Source organism: Acetobacter fabarum (genome assembly GCF_022483405.1).
Lineage (GTDB): Bacteria > Pseudomonadota > Alphaproteobacteria > Acetobacterales > Acetobacteraceae > Acetobacter > Acetobacter fabarum.
Genome location: NZ_JAKVNI010000001.1, coordinates 95,757 through 112,377, shown reverse-complemented (window position 1 = coordinate 112,377; position 16,621 = coordinate 95,757). Strand labels below are relative to the sequence as shown.

At 62.7% G+C, this 16,621-nt stretch carries 20 protein-coding genes and 1 pseudogene; 17 read left to right on the top strand and 4 right to left on the bottom strand.

The features are described from left to right. Positions 1–108: 108 nt before the first annotated feature. Positions 109–1,548, bottom strand: coding sequence for a DUF6880 family protein (locus LKE65_RS00595; RefSeq protein ID WP_278740001.1), 1,440 nt, complete (start codon positions 1,546–1,548; stop codon positions 109–111). 276 nt (positions 1,549–1,824) lie between these two features. Here LKE65_RS00595 and LKE65_RS00590 point away from each other — a divergent pair, with 276 nt between their 5' ends. From LKE65_RS00590 to LKE65_RS00580, 3 genes are all read left to right on the top strand, one after another. Then, a complete protein-coding gene (locus LKE65_RS00590; protein WP_278740000.1) occupies positions 1,825–2,505 on the top strand; it encodes a DNA methyltransferase in 681 nt (226 codons plus the stop codon). A gap of 361 nt (positions 2,506–2,866) precedes the next feature. Next, a complete protein-coding gene (locus LKE65_RS00585; RefSeq protein WP_278739998.1) occupies positions 2,867–3,283 on the top strand; it encodes a hypothetical protein in 417 nt (138 codons plus the stop codon). Between the two features lie 644 nt (positions 3,284–3,927). Then, complete coding sequence (locus LKE65_RS00580; protein ID WP_025861645.1) at positions 3,928–4,245, top strand: DUF736 domain-containing protein; 318 nt, start codon at positions 3,928–3,930, stop codon at positions 4,243–4,245. 49 nt (positions 4,246–4,294) lie between these two features. Here LKE65_RS00580 and LKE65_RS00575 read toward each other — a convergent pair whose 3' ends face one another. After that, positions 4,295–4,546 carry a helix-turn-helix domain-containing protein gene (locus LKE65_RS00575; RefSeq protein WP_278739997.1) on the bottom strand — a complete coding sequence of 84 codons (252 nt, stop codon included), beginning with the start codon at positions 4,544–4,546 and terminating at the stop codon, positions 4,295–4,297. Between the two features lie 271 nt (positions 4,547–4,817). Between LKE65_RS00575 and LKE65_RS00570 the strand changes: the two genes are divergently transcribed. The 12 genes and pseudogenes from LKE65_RS00570 to LKE65_RS00515 all read left to right on the top strand — a co-directional run bounded on the left by LKE65_RS00570 (position 4,818) and on the right by LKE65_RS00515 (position 13,320). Further along, positions 4,818–5,024, top strand: a complete 207-nt coding sequence (locus tag LKE65_RS00570) for a transcriptional regulator domain-containing protein (protein WP_084593697.1) — start codon at positions 4,818–4,820, stop codon at positions 5,022–5,024. Next, positions 4,984–5,604 (top strand): DUF2285 domain-containing protein, encoded by a 621-nt coding sequence (locus LKE65_RS00565; RefSeq protein WP_278739993.1) that lies wholly within the window; start codon positions 4,984–4,986, stop codon positions 5,602–5,604. The genes LKE65_RS00570 and LKE65_RS00565 overlap by 41 nt, the downstream gene beginning before the upstream one ends. A gap of 96 nt (positions 5,605–5,700) precedes the next feature. Continuing rightward, a complete protein-coding gene (locus LKE65_RS00560; RefSeq protein WP_077808161.1) occupies positions 5,701–6,000 on the top strand; it encodes a helix-turn-helix transcriptional regulator in 300 nt (99 codons plus the stop codon). Further along, positions 5,997–7,070 (top strand): replication initiator protein A, encoded by a 1,074-nt coding sequence (locus LKE65_RS00555; protein ID WP_278739991.1) that lies wholly within the window; start codon positions 5,997–5,999, stop codon positions 7,068–7,070. Before LKE65_RS00560 ends, LKE65_RS00555 begins: the two co-directional genes overlap by 4 nt. Continuing rightward, positions 7,067–7,555 carry a DUF2840 domain-containing protein gene (locus LKE65_RS00550; protein ID WP_278739990.1) on the top strand — a complete coding sequence of 163 codons (489 nt, stop codon included), beginning with the start codon at positions 7,067–7,069 and terminating at the stop codon, positions 7,553–7,555. Before LKE65_RS00555 ends, LKE65_RS00550 begins: the two co-directional genes overlap by 4 nt. Further along, a pseudogene (locus tag LKE65_RS00545) lies at positions 7,552–8,085 on the top strand (DNA cytosine methyltransferase); the annotation flags it as partial. The gene LKE65_RS00550 and the pseudogene LKE65_RS00545, both read left to right, overlap by 4 nt. A 91-nt stretch (positions 8,086–8,176) precedes the next feature. Beyond that, positions 8,177–8,932, top strand: a complete 756-nt coding sequence (locus LKE65_RS00540) for a hypothetical protein (protein WP_278741905.1) — start codon at positions 8,177–8,179, stop codon at positions 8,930–8,932. Positions 8,933–9,002: 70 nt separating this feature from the next. Continuing rightward, entirely contained in the window at positions 9,003–9,632 is a 630-nt protein-coding gene (locus LKE65_RS00535) for a S26 family signal peptidase (protein WP_278739989.1), read from the top strand. 58 nt (positions 9,633–9,690) lie between these two features. After that, a complete protein-coding gene (locus tag LKE65_RS00530; protein ID WP_278739988.1) occupies positions 9,691–10,032 on the top strand; it encodes a DUF736 domain-containing protein in 342 nt (113 codons plus the stop codon). After that, complete coding sequence (locus LKE65_RS00525; RefSeq protein ID WP_278739987.1) at positions 10,029–10,700, top strand: lytic transglycosylase domain-containing protein; 672 nt, start codon at positions 10,029–10,031, stop codon at positions 10,698–10,700. The genes LKE65_RS00530 and LKE65_RS00525 overlap by 4 nt, the downstream gene beginning before the upstream one ends. 193 nt (positions 10,701–10,893) lie before the next feature. Next, positions 10,894–12,633 (top strand): relaxase/mobilization nuclease domain-containing protein, encoded by a 1,740-nt coding sequence (locus LKE65_RS00520; protein WP_278739986.1) that lies wholly within the window; start codon positions 10,894–10,896, stop codon positions 12,631–12,633. Positions 12,634–12,762: 129 nt separating this feature from the next. After that, positions 12,763–13,320 (top strand): flavin reductase family protein, encoded by a 558-nt coding sequence (locus LKE65_RS00515; RefSeq protein ID WP_278739984.1) that lies wholly within the window; start codon positions 12,763–12,765, stop codon positions 13,318–13,320. A gap of 11 nt (positions 13,321–13,331) precedes the next feature. Here LKE65_RS00515 and LKE65_RS00510 read toward each other — a convergent pair whose 3' ends face one another. Both LKE65_RS00510 and LKE65_RS00505 read right to left on the bottom strand, forming a co-directional pair. Further along, on the bottom strand, positions 13,332–13,763 hold the full coding sequence (locus LKE65_RS00510; RefSeq protein WP_278739983.1) for a hypothetical protein: 432 nt from the start codon (positions 13,761–13,763) through the stop codon (positions 13,332–13,334). Between the two features lie 9 nt (positions 13,764–13,772). After that, positions 13,773–14,024 (bottom strand): type II toxin-antitoxin system Phd/YefM family antitoxin, encoded by a 252-nt coding sequence (locus tag LKE65_RS00505; RefSeq protein ID WP_012222748.1) that lies wholly within the window; start codon positions 14,022–14,024, stop codon positions 13,773–13,775. A gap of 222 nt (positions 14,025–14,246) precedes the next feature. Between LKE65_RS00505 and istA the strand changes: the two genes are divergently transcribed. Then, the gene (gene istA, locus LKE65_RS00500; RefSeq protein ID WP_165926476.1) at positions 14,247–15,770 is read left to right on the top strand and encodes an IS21 family transposase; all 1,524 of its coding nucleotides are present in this window, start codon (positions 14,247–14,249) and stop codon (positions 15,768–15,770) included. Then, entirely contained in the window at positions 15,760–16,539 is a 780-nt protein-coding gene (istB, locus tag LKE65_RS00495; RefSeq protein ID WP_025437151.1) for an IS21-like element helper ATPase IstB, read from the top strand. Before istA ends, istB begins: the two co-directional genes overlap by 11 nt. The last annotated feature ends 82 nt before the right edge of the window (positions 16,540–16,621 follow it).

Here is a 16,621-nt window from a genome sequence, read left to right as displayed (position 1 = left end):
ATGAATGGGCTTTCGAGGCCATGAACGATTAACAGTCCGAATGGCAATTTTTCCGTGCCTATCTATCAATAACCGACAGTTTGCTTCCCCCACCATTGTCGTCTTTAATTATTCACCGATCAGTGACCAGAATCCCAGCTTGCGCTTATGCTGCACTTTCAACCGGATCATGAAGGCTTCGTGGGTTTCCATGCCGCTTGTCACTGTCAGCATTGGTGCAAGCAGTCGACAGGAGGCGAGATCCTTGGCGGCGTAGGGATAGTAACGGGACAGTGCTTTATCCAGCACGGCCTCGACCAGCAGGCGGTAAAGAAGCGTCGCCTCGTTGGGATATGATTCAGACAGACGATCGGCAGCCGGACGGAGTGTCCCGTAATCACGCCCGTCCAGCTCTGTCGTATGCTCCCGCACGAGATTGGCAGCGGCATCGAGCGCTGGCCATTCAAGAAGAGTGGAAAGGGCTACGCCCCTGACCGGGAAATTGCGGATGTGAGCGAGTGCCTGTTCTTCAGCATCAATCGCATCGTAATCGTTGAGATGGCGTTGGTACGCCCGCCAGTGTGGCAGGCTCAGGCGTTCCTGAAAAACTTTCCATCGCAGGGACTGGGCCTGGTCGCGGTCGCCCACGGCTTCGCACGCTTCGATCCGAAGGTCATCGTTTTCCCAGCGGAACCGGGATGTCTCATCGGTCTCCCGGTCGAGCCATTTGAGCGCCTCATGAGCGCGTCCCTTGTCCAGCAGGCGACGTGCAACATCGCCGATAGACACGGACTGACGTTCACTCAGGTTGACTGCTTCGATATAGGCATCGACGTCACCCATCGCGTCGGCCAGATCCTTCAGGTGACCGAGGGTCTGCATCCGCCCGATGTCGGTACGATAGTCTCCCTTCGCCTTTGAAGCGGGAAGGTCGTGCAGTCGTGCAAGAAGCGTGCTTCTGAGCATGGCCGCGCCTGCCGTACCCAGCGCCTCACCGCACGACGCGAGCAGATGGTCACACGTGCCATATCCATCCGCATCGAGAAGTGTGAGCAGATCCCTGGCAGTGACAGCCGGATCCCTGCCAGCCTGTCGCCCCCAGAGGGAGCCGAGGTCAGAGGCCGCTTCGCGAAACACGTCTGACAGATAACCGGAACTGTCATCAGAGCGCTCATAGACGGAAGGAGCAAGTTCCACGAGAAGACGCATGGCGGAAATCGCCTGCCCGACATCCATCGTTGCAACATCATCGAGAATGGAGCGTCGCAGCGTATCGAGTTCCGTGGCGAGGGGTTTGATCCGATCCCAGGGCAGGAATCCACGGGAACGCTGGATCGTTCGCAGCCTTTTCTCGATCTCCTTGCCGAGTTTGTCTTTCGCATGGGCGGCTGTCAGCGCCATGCGCAGCTTCCGGGTGAGCACGGCATCCTGTTCCGACAACTCGACCAGAAGGTCCGCAAGCCGATCCGCACCAAGGGCTTTCAGATTGTCTTTCGTGATGGTCGTGCCGACTTTCGCGGATGCGGCGGATTTGCGGGTGACAGGTTTTGTAGAAGGAGTGCGGGCCATGAATACAGATTATGACCGTGCCCCCAGGGACGCAAGCAAATGCCGTTGCCATGAAAAAGAGGAAAAAAGCTAATGGCTCCGCCCTCGCGCCGGCAAGGGTTCGCGTCAGCGCGCTGACGCCGCCCGATGGGGTGTCCCCGATCTTCCTGCGCTGCGCTCCGTGCAGATCTGGAGATACCCCTCCCCACCGGTCGCCCTTGCCGTTGCTACCCCGCTGCTCGCCGCGAGGCAGAGGAACAGCGGGGGCTGTTCCTCGCGGAACAAAGGGTAAAGACCATGACCGGTAATACCAACACGGCGACCGATTTCCGCAATACCATTCTGAACGGTGACAGCGTGCAGCTTATGCGCGCACTCCCGCGCAATGCGGTGGATTTCATCCTGACAGACCCGCCTTACCTGGTGAACTATCAGGGCAGGGACGGGCGGAAGGTGCGCAACGACGACAATGCGCGCTGGCTCCGGCCCGCTTTCAACCAGATGCATCGTGTTCTGAAATGGGGCGGGTTTGCCGTCAGCTTCTACGGATGGAACCGGATAGACTTATTCGCCGAAGCCTGGAAGGCGGCGGGATTTCGCATGGTCGGGCATATCGTCTTTCGCAAGTCTTATTCTTCCTCTTCCCGATTTCTCCGGTATGAACACGAAAGCGCCTATCTGCTGGCGAAAGGAAACGTCACACCGCCTGCAAAGCCCATCCCGGACGTAATCGACATGCCGTATTCGGGAAACAAGCTGCACCCGACGCAAAAGCCGGTGGCTTCACTCCTTCCCCTGGTGGAAGCCTTCTGCCCGGTGGGTGGTCTGGTTCTAGACCCGTTCGCCGGTTCGGGTTCGTCTTTGGTCGCGGCGCAGCATCTTGGCCGCGACTGGCTGGGCATGGAACTGGACCCAGGCCATGCCGCGACGGCGACGCGACGGCTGGCCTGGCACGGGGCGGGGAGGGCGGCGGCGTAAGCCGCCCCTTTCTTTTACCTTAGCGGGCGGCCAGAAAATCACGCCGGTCCTTCGGGACCGGCGGCAGGGACGCGCCGTTACCCGGCGCGTGCGGCGCTCGCCGGCAGGGCCGGCTCGCAAAGAGTGTGGCCGGAAAGAGGGCATTTCTGGTACCGGGGCCACAACGCTGCTGACACAACGTGCCGCGTCCACGGCGCGAGCGGAAGGCGCCAACAGGGGGGGCCTCGGTCATATTCGGCGCGCTCCGCGCGCTGTCCTGATCGTGAAACTAGTGTAGGAAAATCCAATGCTATTTCATGGATATTCCTGAATCGTCGCGGCATGTGTGTGGTGTTCCCCTATGGTGGAAAGGACACGATCCATGCTGCTCGGTCTCGGTATTGTCCTCGGTGTCGCCAGTATCGGTTTCCTGTGCTGGCTGCTGTTTCTGTGCGCGGTCTATGCCGCGCCCCTCTTCGTGGCGGCGATGGTCTGCACCATGCTCTACGACCATGCCATGATGTCTGGCGGTCACGCCATCCTTGCAGGCATCGCCGCCGGGATCATGGTGCTGGCGACCGGTCAGGTGGTCCTGCTGTCCTCGCGCGATCCCGCGCTCCGGACATTGGTGTCGCTCCTGCTCGCCCTGCCGGCCGCACTGGCGGGGTTCGGCATGACGCTGGGGTTCAGCGGTATGGGTGAGATGGGCACTATTCCGGCCTATCTTTTCGCGACGTTCGGGGCGCTATGCGTGGGCGGAGCGGCATGGACACGACTCTGCGCCATTCAGCCCGTGTAAGTCCCGGTGGCAGGAACCCATTTCGGTCAGGTCCAAAAGGTCAGCGTGGGGTGGTCAATCCCCGTCGCGCGGCCGCTGGCGGTTCAGGGTAGGGCAGCGCCTTTCCTGCTACGAGAGATGCCCGCCACAGACCCGGCCAGGGTGAAATGTCGGTCAGCTTCAGTGCAGAAAACGCATGCCGTTCTGTTGGCATGACTGGCGGCCCGGCATCAACGTCCTGCCTGTCGAGCAGGAAGGGCAGGGAACATGGTACCGGCCAGCGGGTTCTCCCGGCGGCGGATACTGTTCGGTCTGTATTCTGTCAGGAAACGGATATCCCCCCGGCATCCCGCGCCCCTGCCATGGAACACGACGGACTGACCTGTCTCCCGTAACGCAGACGATGCCGCACACCATGGCCTCTCGATATGGCCGATCTGCCCGAAGACCGGCTTCGCCTCGCCCGGCTATGGCGCAACGGCGGCCCGCAACTTTCTTCCCCTGCCGGCTGCGCCGTCATTCCTCGCGCATCAACAAAGTTCCGGTCCTGCCGTCCTTCGCGTTGCTCCGGCCTGCAAGCAGGTGCGCCGCCGGTCGTCTCCGGGCTGTCGATGGCCATCGAGGCCGTGGTGGTCGCGGCCCGATACAAGCCAGGAGACAGGACAATGATCATCGGTTCATTCAAAAAGGTCGGCGAGGGTTACGAAGGCGAAATCGTCACCCTGACACAGAAAATCCGGGGTATCCGCTTCGTGCCCGAAGCCAACCGGGCCAGCGACAATGTTCCCAACTTCCGGGTGCAGATAGGCAAACTGGAAGCCGGGGCCGCCTGGATCAAGCACACCACGGACTGGCGCGAATATCTCAGCGTGAAGCTGGACGATCCGACCCTTCCCGGACCGATCTTCGCCAGCCTCTTCGAAGAGGAAGGTGGCGCCTACAACCTGGTCTGGAGCCGCCAGCGCCCGCGTAACGGGGATTGATCACCCCCAGCCCCTCCGGTTCGCCGGAGGGGCTTTCTTCACCGGCGGATTATGGCTTCCCGCTGGCCGGTGCCGCTTCTGTAACGACAACATGACTTTCATCCAGTAACGTCGCTGGCCGTACGCCCAACGCCTGCGACGCATGCCATAGCGAGAGCAGCGTTGCGTTCTGGCGTCCGGTCTCGATCCAGCTGATATAGGCGCGGTCCACGCCCATCCGCTCCGCCAGGGCTTCCTGGCTGAGACCGGCGGCGCGTCGCAGGCGCCTCACGTTCGCGCCGAAAAGTCCTCGGATGTCCATCCGCAGGATAGGAACGATTTGTGTATTATTGCGCTACGTATTATAATACACGGACGGTTTCTCTCCCACCAGAGCGATGCGCCGAGCGCATCACGTAATGCCGGAAAAACCGACATTTCCCGCCCGCGTGGCCTAAATCTTCCTCTCTCTTCCAAATAATACCGATCAGGCCAGAGATTGTCGAAATCACCTCCCTGAGTCTTCGGGACTACCCGTTCCGGTTCCGTACCGGATACTGGGTCGAATCCATGACATATCGGGGGAGGGAGACGTGCCGACAATCCGGCCGTGGGATGCCGCACCCCTTCGTCGCGCCTACGCCGGGCTCGACCCTGCCGGTCTCGCCCAGGAATGGCTGCGACACAATCCGGCCTACCGGCGCGATCATGCCGCAACCATGACGACGGGCAAGGTTGACGCCGAGGCATGGCGCGCTTTTGCCCGTCGCTGGGGGTTGCGTTTTCCCTGTCGATCCTGATCTTCCCGCCTGGCTTGCCCCCGCTTTCTGGGATCCCGACATCGCGCCGGAAGTCGCCGTGCGTGGCGATGGGGGTGACATCCTGTCCTGTCTCACGCCGTACGTGCGGGCACGACATGACGGTCCCGATGACATTCATCTCGTGCTGGACAGCGATTCTGGCCCGCTACGCATCGTCATTGTTGTCGATCGACAGCCCGACGCGCCAGGAACCTGGTTCGTCATCGATGACGGCCATCTCGGCACCCGTCTGGCCTGCGTTGCGCGCTTCGGCCGCCTGCTTACCGGCCAGACGCCCGGTCCTCTTCCCTCCACCTTGCGCCTGAGTCCGCAGCAGAAACTCCGTCAGGTTCGCATGCTCTGCATCGCGGAAGGCCGGCGCATGGGCGTGGCAACACGCCGGATTGCAGCCGACATCTACGGCGAGCGCATCCTGCACCTGTCCCGCAATGAGTGGCGTGCCAGTTCATGGCACCGGGCTTTCTACCGCGATCTTGACGGTGCCGAATTCTATCTGAACGGTGGCCACATCGCCCTCCTTCAGGGGCTGAAGCAGGGGGGTGACATCTTGGCTGCCTGAACTTTGTCATCCCTCCCCACAGCCCATTCTCCGGCAGCGTCTTCCCATGAGCCGCGACATTCCGCACGCGGCCCGATCCAACGGGAGGAACACCCCATGCGTGTCCAGCCGACACTGCCACCGCGCTATCTGCGCACTCCGGACGCGGCCAATTTCGTCGGCCTGTCCATCCGCACCCTCGAAAAACACCGGAGTTGCGGCACCGGTCCGCTCTACCGCCAGCTTGGCGGCCGGATCGTCTACGCCGTGGAAGACCTCTGCGCCTGGGCCGACCTGAACGTCAGGCTTTCTACCGGAGACGGTGGCGGCATCCCCATGCCGTCCGATCCCCGCGCCTATATCATCCGCTTGCAGGCGAGAGCCCGCAAAGCCCAGCAGCGAAGTGCCGGACGATGATGCCGGCCGCCGATAGCTGGCGCCAGCCCGACCGGCGCTTTGTTGTCACGGGGTCGGCACGACCCCGTGACATCCGTGATCTGATGGGACGTCCGTTTTTCGCGCTGGGACACATGGCGCGCCTTGAACCCCTTCGCTACCGCTCGCGTCAGATGGAGATCGTTGTCGAAGCCTCGGCTCCTCTGGGCATGGCGACCATCCGGGACGCTGATATCCTGCTCTGGCTGACCGGGCAGATCGTCGATGCCCTCAATCACGATCTGTGGGTATCGCGCCATGTGCGCTTCACGCCCTGGCGCCTGTTCCAGGATCTGGGATGGGCTGACGGCACCCACCAGTATCGCCGGCTTTATGGCGCCCTCGCGCGTCTGGCGGAAACGCGCGTCACCACCAGCCTGCGGCAGGGGCCGGAGTGGCGCGAGAAGCCGTTCGCCTGGATCAGTGACGTCCGGATTTCCCGAGAGGATGGGGTAGCCCTGACCCTGCCGGACTGGCTCATGGAGATGGCCTGTGATCGCTCCCATGTCCTGAGCGTCGATCCCGCCTATTTCCGCCTTTATGGCGGCCTCGAGCGGTGGCTTTACCGTCTGGCGCGTCGACATGCCGGTCGGCAGAAAGACGGGTGGCGTTTCGATCTTCGTGATCTCCATGCGCGGTCCGGCACCCTCTCTCCCTGGCGGAATTTCGTGATCGACGTCGCCGGCATTGCCCGCCGCAGGGTCGTCCCAGGTTATGACTGCAAGGTCATTTATGGCGGAAAACAGCCAGTCCTGCGTATCTCCCCAACGGTATTACCCACCGGTTCTGTGGATAACCGTGTGAATCCTACCGTTGGTCAGGATGCGGATCATACCATTGCTCACGGTGCGGAAATACCGTTGCTGACGGTGCAGAAAACGTCGCAGTGCGTTGTTTTCAAAAGCGGAATCAGCCCCGTAACTTATATAACTAATATAATAACTTATTATGTAAGGGATTCCGGTTTTTCGGTTTCCCTTCCGGCAGCCCGGTCGCGGCATGGAGAAAAGGCTCGGGAAGCGGTCGCGGATCGCATGGTCGGTGTCCCATGACTGCCCGCTCTTTCCGGCCGGACGACGTTGTCCTCACCACGGTCGAACTGACCTGGATCGAGAAGCGCATCGAACACTGGATCCGCTTCGGCCACCCCGTCGAGGATCGCATTCTCGACCGCAGGCGCAGGCTGATGAGCTTCACGCCGGATAGCGTGTTCGCGTTCATCCGCTGGGCCGCGAACGATTTCGGCACCGTGGTGTCCTGCATCGACATCGTGCGGGCCGTGGGGGCTCAGGAAGCCTGGCAGACCGTGCCCTTCATACGGCCCGGTGGCGAGAGCCTGCTGCGCCAGAGCGGCTGGCCAAAGGTGCGCCGGGTGTTGGAGGCGATCGACGGCGTGGAGGCGCTGGGAATTGATCCTGTCGCAGCCTGTCCCGATCACTGGCGGCATCTGCATCACCGTCTCACGGCAGCGCAGGAGCCGCGTCCCTACACGCGCGAACGCCACGAGGCGTGGTTGCGCAGGGGAGCCGTGTCATGACGTGCATCCCCCCTCCTGCGGGCATCGCCATGCCCTATGCGCCATTGCGTGTGCTGGACCTGTTCGCGGGGGCGGCCGGCGGCTGGACGCTGGGCCTGCACCGGGCCGGCTTTGTCACCGTCGCCGCCTGCGAGATTGTTCCATGGCGGCGCGTGCTCTACGCGGAGAACAACCCCCATGTCCGCCTTTACGACGACATCCGCGCCCTCACCGCAGGGCGACTTGTTTCCGACCTCGGTTTCCTGCCCGACCTTATCGCGGGGAGCCCGCCGTGCCAGGACATCAGCAGCGCCAACACCAGGGGCAAAGGCATCGACGGCGCGCGGTCGGGCCTCTACCTCGAAGCCGTTCGTCTGGTCGGAGAATGCCGCCCTCGCTGGTTCGCTTTTGAGAACAGCGCTAACCTCCGAACTCGCGGCGCGGACCGGCTGCTCGATGCGCTGGAGGCGCTCGGCTACGCCGTTGAAGCGTGCGTGGTGGGTGCTGGAGATGTCGGCGCCTGCCATGTCCGCAAACGGTCCTGGCTCATTGGTCACGATCCCCGGCAGCTTGCCGACACCAGTCTCGCAGTCGCAGCAGGGCGGGATGCGGATGGAAGGGGGATCGGGTGCTCGGGCAGCCATGAAGGCGTCGGGTCTGTACGATGTGTTCCGCACGGACCGGATGGCGACGCCACGGGCGTCGGATGCTGGCAAGGGTGGCCGGGGCGACGTGCTGGCGCAGATGACGGGGCAGGAGAACCGCCATGCGGGGATGCTGGGAACCCCGACCGCGAACCCTGCGCCACGGGGCAGCGTGCTGCGCCGGTGCAAGGGCCGGATGACATCGGAGCAGGACGATTTCGACCGCACGCCGACGATCGGGGAGGCGCTGTATTTCGAGGAACACCAGTCTTCCTGCGGGATGTTGCCCACACCGCTGGCGCCGAACGGAGGTCGCCGACTGAGTGCGCGGGAGATCCGGACAGGCCGCCGGGCGAACGGGTCCAAGGCCCAGATCGACACGCCGAACCTGTTGCGGCACGCGGCGCTGGAAACACTGCCGACGCCCACGAAACGGGACAGCCGGATGGACGGGTGGAGCGATGCCTACGACCGGCGGAAGTCACCGACGATGGACGCGGTGATGGATGGTGCGATGACGGGCCGGGCGCCACCGGATCGCTGGGCAGGCGCGCGGGCGCTGGCGATGCTGCTGCAGAGCCATGGGCTGACTGGAACGGCGGCCCTGCCGCTCACCTACGGCTGGATGATGGGCTTTCCGCCTGGCTGGCTCGCACGCGCGTTGCACTTGGCGATGGACGCCGGGCGTCTGCCGCCAGCCTCGTCGTCGAGGCGTTCGGTGACGCGGTCGTCCCGGACATCCCTGAAGCCATAGGTCATACCATTCTGCGGGTGGAATACGCGCTCGACATGGTCCTCGTGCGTACGCCGGCGGGAGATGTGTCATGACCCGGCGCGCCTGGCTTTCCCTCACGGCCATCGCCGCAATCGGCACGCTGGCGATGATCGATTTTCATCCGGTGCCCCGCTGGGTCTGGAACGAGACGGCCAGCGTTCCGGTCGGGCTGTATCGCATCCAGCCCACCGTGCCGATCCGCGTCGGCGACATTGTCGCGCTCCGTCTTCCCGAGCGCGAGGCGACGCTCCTGGCGACACGCGGCTACCTGCCGTTCGGCGTGCCGCTGCTCAAGCCTGTGGCAGCACTGGCGGGCCAGAGTGTCTGCCGCATCGGCATCCACGTCACGATCGACGGTAAGACGGCCGGCGACGCGAGGACCGTCGATCATCGGGGTCGGAAGCTGCCGGTCTGGCAGGGCTGTCAGCATCTCGGGCCGGGGCAGGTTTTCGTCATGAACGCCGCTGTGCCGACCAGTCTGGATGGGCGGTATTTCGGTGTCCTGCCGATGGAAACAGTGATCGGCCGCGCCGTGCCCGTGCATGTCCGGACCGGTGAAGCCGAGCCACCACCGCCGCATTTTGATCCCCTTCCGGAACCGCCCGAGCCGATGCGGGAACGGCTGCTTCTGGGACCGCCCATGATGCCCGTGAAAGCGGGCGAACCGCCCATCGAATGATGATCGTAAAGCACACGGATTTTCCATCATCCCTCTCATTTACGAAAGGATTTTTCCCATGAGCCAGATCGGATTTTTCACCCGCACCGCCGATGGATTTGCCGGGCGTGTACGCACCCTGTCGCTGGACGCCGAACTGACCTTCGTGCCAGCGGAAAACAATGGGGCGGAGCATGCACCGGATTATCGCATTCACCTGGGCGATGGGGATACTGGCCCTGAACTGGGCGCGGGATGGAAACGCACCGGGGAACGTGCTGGGGAGTATGTGTCCGTGCTCCTGGACGATCCCACTTTCGTGCAACCGATCCGCGCCACGCTGTTCCAGGCCGGGCGGGGTGGGCGTGAGTGGCAACTGGTCTGGAACCGGCCTGCAAAACGCCCAGGAGGCCGGGAATGAGTGCCCGGTTTTCCGTGTCCGCCGGCATGCTGGCCGTGCTCGCGCTGCCGCTCTCGCCGACCATTGTCCGGGCGCAGGATTTTGACGATCTCGTGCGGCAGGCAGCGGAGCAAAACGCGATCCCGGCGACATGGGTGCGGGCAGTCCTTCGGGCTGAAAGCGCTGGCGATCCGCACGCGGTTTCCGGTGCCGGTGCGATGGGCCTGATGCAGATCATGCCCGGCACATGGAAGGACGTCCGGCGCACACTCAATCTGGGGGGCGATCCCTTCGATCCGCATGATAATATCGTCGCCGGGGCAGCCTATCTGCGATGGCTGCACGACCGCTATGGTGATTCTGGTTTTCTTGCCGCCTACAACGCCGGTCCCGGTCGTTATGACGAGCATCTGGCGACCGGTCGGCCACTGCCTGCCGAGACGATTTCCTACGTGGAATTCGTCAAACGGCTGATGAAAAACCCATCGTCTGACCTCCATTTTCCCGTTTCTTTTTTGCCCTTTCCGGCTCGTTCCTGGGTGACGGCCGCGCTCTTCGTTTCTGGCTATCCCGATGCGTTTCGAGCACCCACGGCAAGTCATGTTGCTGCTCCCGACAGCCTTTTCGCAGGCCATGCCTGGGAGAGGTCCGGCATGGTCCCGCTGAGGGGATCGGATCAGGTCCAGTGAGGCGTGAGAACCCCGGAAAGCCAACAAAAAAGGGAGGGCTGGATAAAAGGTCGCACATCGCGGCTCGGTTGGGTTGGCTGTTTTCCGGGGTTTTTTAGGTCTCGTTGCGAGGTGCGTGGATTTTCCGCACCTCGCGTTGAGGTGTCATCTCTTTGATCCGACGCGATCTTTCGCGCGGTGTAGGGCATTTTTTATGAACAGGGATGAGGAATTCCGGGTTCGACCGGGGCGCATCCGCTCCACCCACGCCCGGCAGGCGCGGCCTTTCGTGACGCAGGTGCTGGCGTCGGTGCAGCGGGCCGGTGGCAGGGTCTCCCGCGCGGGGAAAATCGGCGCCGGGCGTCGCTCCAGTTTCGGGCGCGGCAGGGTCGCCGCTCATGCCGCCAATCGCCTGCTGACCAGCCGTTCGCGGGGCGTCGTGATCAAGGCCCGTGTTGTGCGGCACGCACCGCGCGCGACGCCGCTGGCGGCACATCTCCGCTACCTGCGCCGGGAGGGCGTGACGCGGGACGGTGAGGATGCCCACCTGTTCGGGAAGGACAGCGACGACATACGGGCCTCGGACTTCGCGGAGCGATGCGCTGGGGACCGCCACCATTTCCGCTTCATCGTCTCGCCAGAGGATGCGCCGGAGCTGTCGGACCTGCGGGCCTTCGCCCGTGATCTGATGGGGCAGATGGAATCCGATCTCGGTACGAAACTGGACTGGGTCGCCGTCGATCACTGGAACACCGCGCATCCCCATTTGCACGTCATCGTCCGGGGCGTGGCGGAGGACGGTTCCGACCTCGTGATCGCGCGCGATTATATCCGCGAGGGGATGCGTGCCCGTGCCCAGGATCTCGTGACGCTGGAACTCGGACCACGCACGGATCACGATATCCACCAGGCGGTCGAGCGGCAGGTGGATGCCGACCGCTGGACCCAGCTCGACCGCCAGCTTCAGAAGGACGCCGGAGCCGATGGCGTCATCGATCTCGGGCGCGCGCCGGGCGAAACGCCGGACGCCTTCGCCACCGTGAAGCTGGGCCGGTTGCGCCGTCTGGAGACCATGGGGCTGGCGCACCAGGTCGGACCGGATCGCTGGCGGATGGACGAGAGTGCGGAAGCGACGCTGCGGGAGATCAGCGAGCGCAACGACATCATCAAACGGATCCACCGGGGGCTGGCGGAGCAGAAGATCGATCGTGCCGCGTCATCCTGGGTAATGGCCGCCGAGAATACCACCGATCCCGTCATTGGCCGACTGGTCGATCGTGGCCTCGACGATGAACTGCGCGGCACGGCCTATGCGGTGGTTGACGGGATTGATGGGCGCACCCACCATGTCCACCTGCCGAACCTCGAAGCCGCTGGTGACGGGGCAGTCGGTTCCATCGTGGAATTGCGGCGTTTCAGCGACAAACAGGGACGTGACCGTGTCGCACTGGCCGTGCGCTCGGACGTCACGTTGGTACGGCAGGTGACGGCGGAGGGCGCCACCTGGCTCGACCGGCAGGCGATCGCGCGGGAGCCTCTTGCCCTCTCGTCCACCGGGTTTGGCGCAGATGTCAAAGAGGCGACGGAAAAACGAACGGATCATCTGGTGGAGCAGGGGCTGGCCAGCCGCGAGGGCGGGGGCGTCCGTTATGCGCGGAACCTGATCGCCACGCTGCGCCAGCGGGAGTTGGACGCGCTGGGCCGGAGCCTCGCCGGGAAATCCCGGATGCCGTTCCGGCGGAGCGGCGAGGGCGATCCCGTCACGGGAACCTATCGTCGGCGTTTCAATCTGGCGTCAGGTCGGTTCGCCATGATCGACGACGGGCTGGGATTTGAATTGGTGCCATGGTCGCCGTCGCTGGAAAAGCAGCGCGGGCAGGAGGTGTCGGGAATCATGCGCGGCGATGGCGGAATCGACTGGTCGTTCGCGCGTAAGCGGGGGCTTGGGCTGTAAAGTCTGATGCTCTGATTTTTCTTCGCACTCGCTTCCTGTTCTTCATGATACTGTTGACGCAGCGCAATGCAGAGCACGCAGGTGCCCTGCTATCAGTTTAGGACCGGCGACAACCGGACGGAGACTGCCATGCAGCCGTTTCCCCTTGATCGGGCTTTTACCTTTCTGGAATCCGGGCCGGTCACGCTCGTGGCCACGCATGACGTTGGGCGCGACAACGTCATGACGATCACCTGGACCATGGTGCTGGATTTCGACGCGCGTTTCGCGATTACCACCGGTCCCTGGAATTACTCATGGAAGGCGATCGGGAAGACGCGCGAATGTGTGATCGCCATCCCGTCCGCAGACATGCTCGACACTGTCGTGGAGATCGGTCTCTGCTCCGGCAAGGATACGGACAAGTTCGAGAAATTCGGTCTTGCCCGTCGTAAGGCTGACAAGGTGAAAGCCCCGCTTCTCGATAAGTGTCTCGCGAACATCGAATGCCGTGTCGTTGATATCATCGAGCCGTATGGCATCGTCATTCTTGAAGGGGTCGCGGCGCATGCCGACCCGCACCGCAAAGAGCGGTCACTCCTGCATGCCATTGGCGATGGTACCTTTGTCACCGACGGGCCAGTGCTGGATCGGCGCAGGATGATGCGCCCGAAACTGCCGCCGAGTGTCCTGACACGTAAATCGTAATCCCTAGATGATTATTCCCGTGGGGTCTGCCACAGGCTTCGATCCTTCTGGTGAGCGACGATCCCTCGCTTGACCGCTGCGAATATGTCCACCGGCAGGAAGCCCCAGGCAAAACAGTCGGGTTGGTTGCGCGAAACGGGCCGCAGATCATAGCCCGGCCACACGAACCGGTTGAGTTCGGCGGTTATGATCCAGGATGGCTCGTCATCCAGCCCAAGGCGTCGTTTGACGTTTGCCGGGAGTGCCACCGCATGTGGGTCGTCCGGTTGGGAATGGGTGATCGGCACCACATAAACCTGGCAGTCGCCGTCAGTATCGGCGGCCGCAACCACAATGGCACAGGGCCGGGCTTTCCGGCCCTCCTCGGCTCCGGCGCGATGCTGGTTATGCCAGAGATAGGAATACGAGATGACCAGGCCAGGCGTCGGCTCGGGAATGGGCACGATGCGCGCTTACTGACCGACAGTGTAGCGGTGTTCCTCGGGGATCTCCGCAGCTTCGATCAGCGCAATCTCATGATCGTTGAGATCAGTCGCGGCGATGGCTTCGCGCTGGGCCTGTTTCAGTGCGTGAAAGGTCTGGGCCGAGACGATATAAACCGTCTCCCGACCATACTTCGTGACCTTCACCGGTTCGGTGAGCGCACGGTCATGATAGGCGCCGAAATTCTTCTGCACGTCGGATGAGGTCACGGTCGTGGACATGGAAGCATCCTACCTTTTTATTCATCTTCCGTAAGATACGGATTCCTGGTCGGGCGTGCAAGACCGGATTCCGCAACGCGCAAGTATTTCTTCGCTCCAGCCCGCTCTGTGTTGATTTTCACTGAGAACTGACCCGGGTAGGGCGGAAATTTTCATCGAGATTTGACCCATGCCTTCACACTCCCCGGCATCATCTGCTGGGGGGTTTTTGGAGTGATTGACATGGAGCTTCTGAGTGTGATCCGCCGGTGGCACTGCCGGGATCATCTTCCGATCCGCGAGATCGAACGCCGGACGGGACTGTCACGCAATACGATCCGGAAATATCTCCGGGCACAGAGTATTGAACCGCGGTTCCAGGTCCCCGAACGTCCCAGCCGACTGGACCCGTTTGCTGACAGGCTGAGGGGATGGCTGGTCCTGGAAGCCGCTCGCCCCCGCAAGAATCGGCGCACGGCGCGACGACTGCATGAAGACCTTGTGGCACTGGGTTATGATGGATCCTACGGACGGGTGGCCGCTTTCATCCGGCAGTGGAAACACGAACAGCACCAGGCACGCCAGACAACGGGTCGGGGTGTTTTTGTGCCCCTGTGCTTCCAGCCCGGGGAAGCGTTCCAGTTCGACTGGGGCGAGGACTGGGCGGTCATTGCCGGCCGTCGCGTCAAGCTGCAGGTTGCCCACACCAAACTGTCCTTCAGCCGGGCCTTCATACTCAGGGCCTATCCCCTGCAGACCCACGAGATGCTTTTTGATGCGCTGACCGAGGCCTTCCGCGTGCTCGGTGGCGTGCCACGGCGGGGTATTTTTGATAACATGAAGACCGCCGTGGACCGGATTGGCTCTGGCAAGGCACGTCAGGTCAATCTGCGCTTCATGGCCCTGGCCAGCCATTACCTGTTCGAGACGACCTTCTGCAATCCGGCAGCCGGATGGGAGAAAGGGCAGATCGAGAAGACCGTGCAGGATGCCCGGCGCCAGATCTGGCAGGATCTGCCTGCCTTTCCTGATCTGGGGGCGCTGAATGCCTGGCTGGAAGCCCGCTGCCTGGACTGCTGGGAACGGCTGCAGCATATCGAACTGGCCCGGAGCATCGCCGAGGTCCATGCTAGCGAGCGTCCTCACCTCATGGTGCCGGGGCGTCCCTTTGACGGGTTTGTCGAACAGACCAAGCGCGTCTCACCAACCTGCCTGATCCAGTTCGATGGCAACCGCTACAGCGTGCCGGCCTCCTTTGCCAATCGTCCGGTCAGCCTGCGGGTTTATCCCGACAAGCTGCGCATTATCGCCGAAGGGCAAGTTCTGTGCGTGCATGACCGGATCATCACGCGTTCGCATGGTGTGCCAGGCCGCACGGTGTATGACTGGCGGCATTATCTGGCGGTCATCCAGCGCAAACCGGGCGCCCTACGCAATGGCGCGCCGTTTACCGAATTGCCAGCCGCCTTCCGGACCCTGCAGGATCAACTGCTCAGGCGGCCTGGAGGCGACCGGGAAATGGCTGAAATCCTGGCCCTTGTGCTGCAGCATGATGAGCAGGCTGTCCTCTGCGCGGTTGAACTGGCACTTGAAGACGGCGTGGCGACCAAGACCCATGTTCTCAATACGCTTCATCGCCTGATCGATGCCAAGAGAACCGTGGTTCCCCGGCTCGATGCCCCACAGGCCCTGGTGCTCGAACACGAACCGTGCGCCGATACAGGGCGGTATGACATCCTGCGAAGGGACAGCCGCCATGCGTCATGATCCTGCGGCTGCTTCACTTGTGGTCATGCTCCGTGGATTGCGGATGTATGGCATGTCCCAGGCCACGGCCGACCTCATCGAGCAGGGGGCACCTGCCTTCGAGGCGGCCATCCCCATCCTCTCACAACTCCTGAAGGCGGAACTGGCCGAACGCGAAGTGCGCTCCATCGCCTACCAGACAAAGACCGCCCGGTTCCCCGCCTACAAGGACCTGTCCGGGTTCTCCTTTGCCGATACGCAGGTCAACGAGCCCATGATCCGCCAGCTCCATAGCGGGGACTTCATCGAGCGTGCTGAAAATGTCGTGCTGATCGGCGGTCCGGGAACCGGGAAAACCCACCTGGCGACCGCGCTGGCCATCCAGGCGATCACCCATCACCGCAAGAAGGCGCGCTTCTGGTCAACGGTCGATCTGGTCAATGCGCTCGAACAGGAAAAGACCGCCAACCGGGCCGGGCAGATTGCCGACAGGCTGCTCCGCCTGGATCTCGTGATCCTTGATGAACTCGGTTATCTCCCCTTCAGTGCGTCTGGGGGCGCCCTGCTGTTCCATCTGCTCAGCCGCCTCTACGAGCGCACCAGTGTCATCATCACAACCAATCTGAGCTTCAGTGAATGGGGAGACGTCTTTGGTGACCCGAAGATGACAACGGCGCTCCTCGATCGGCTGACCCATCACTGTCATATCCTCGAGACAGGAAATGACAGCTACAGGTTCCGCGCCAGCACCGCCGCGTCAAAAAACAGAAAGGACAGATCCTCTTCTTGACCGCCCGCCCGACTGTGCCTGAAATAGCATCTGGCTGGGTCAATTCCTGATGAAAAACCCGGGTCAGTTCTCGGTTCTTCCG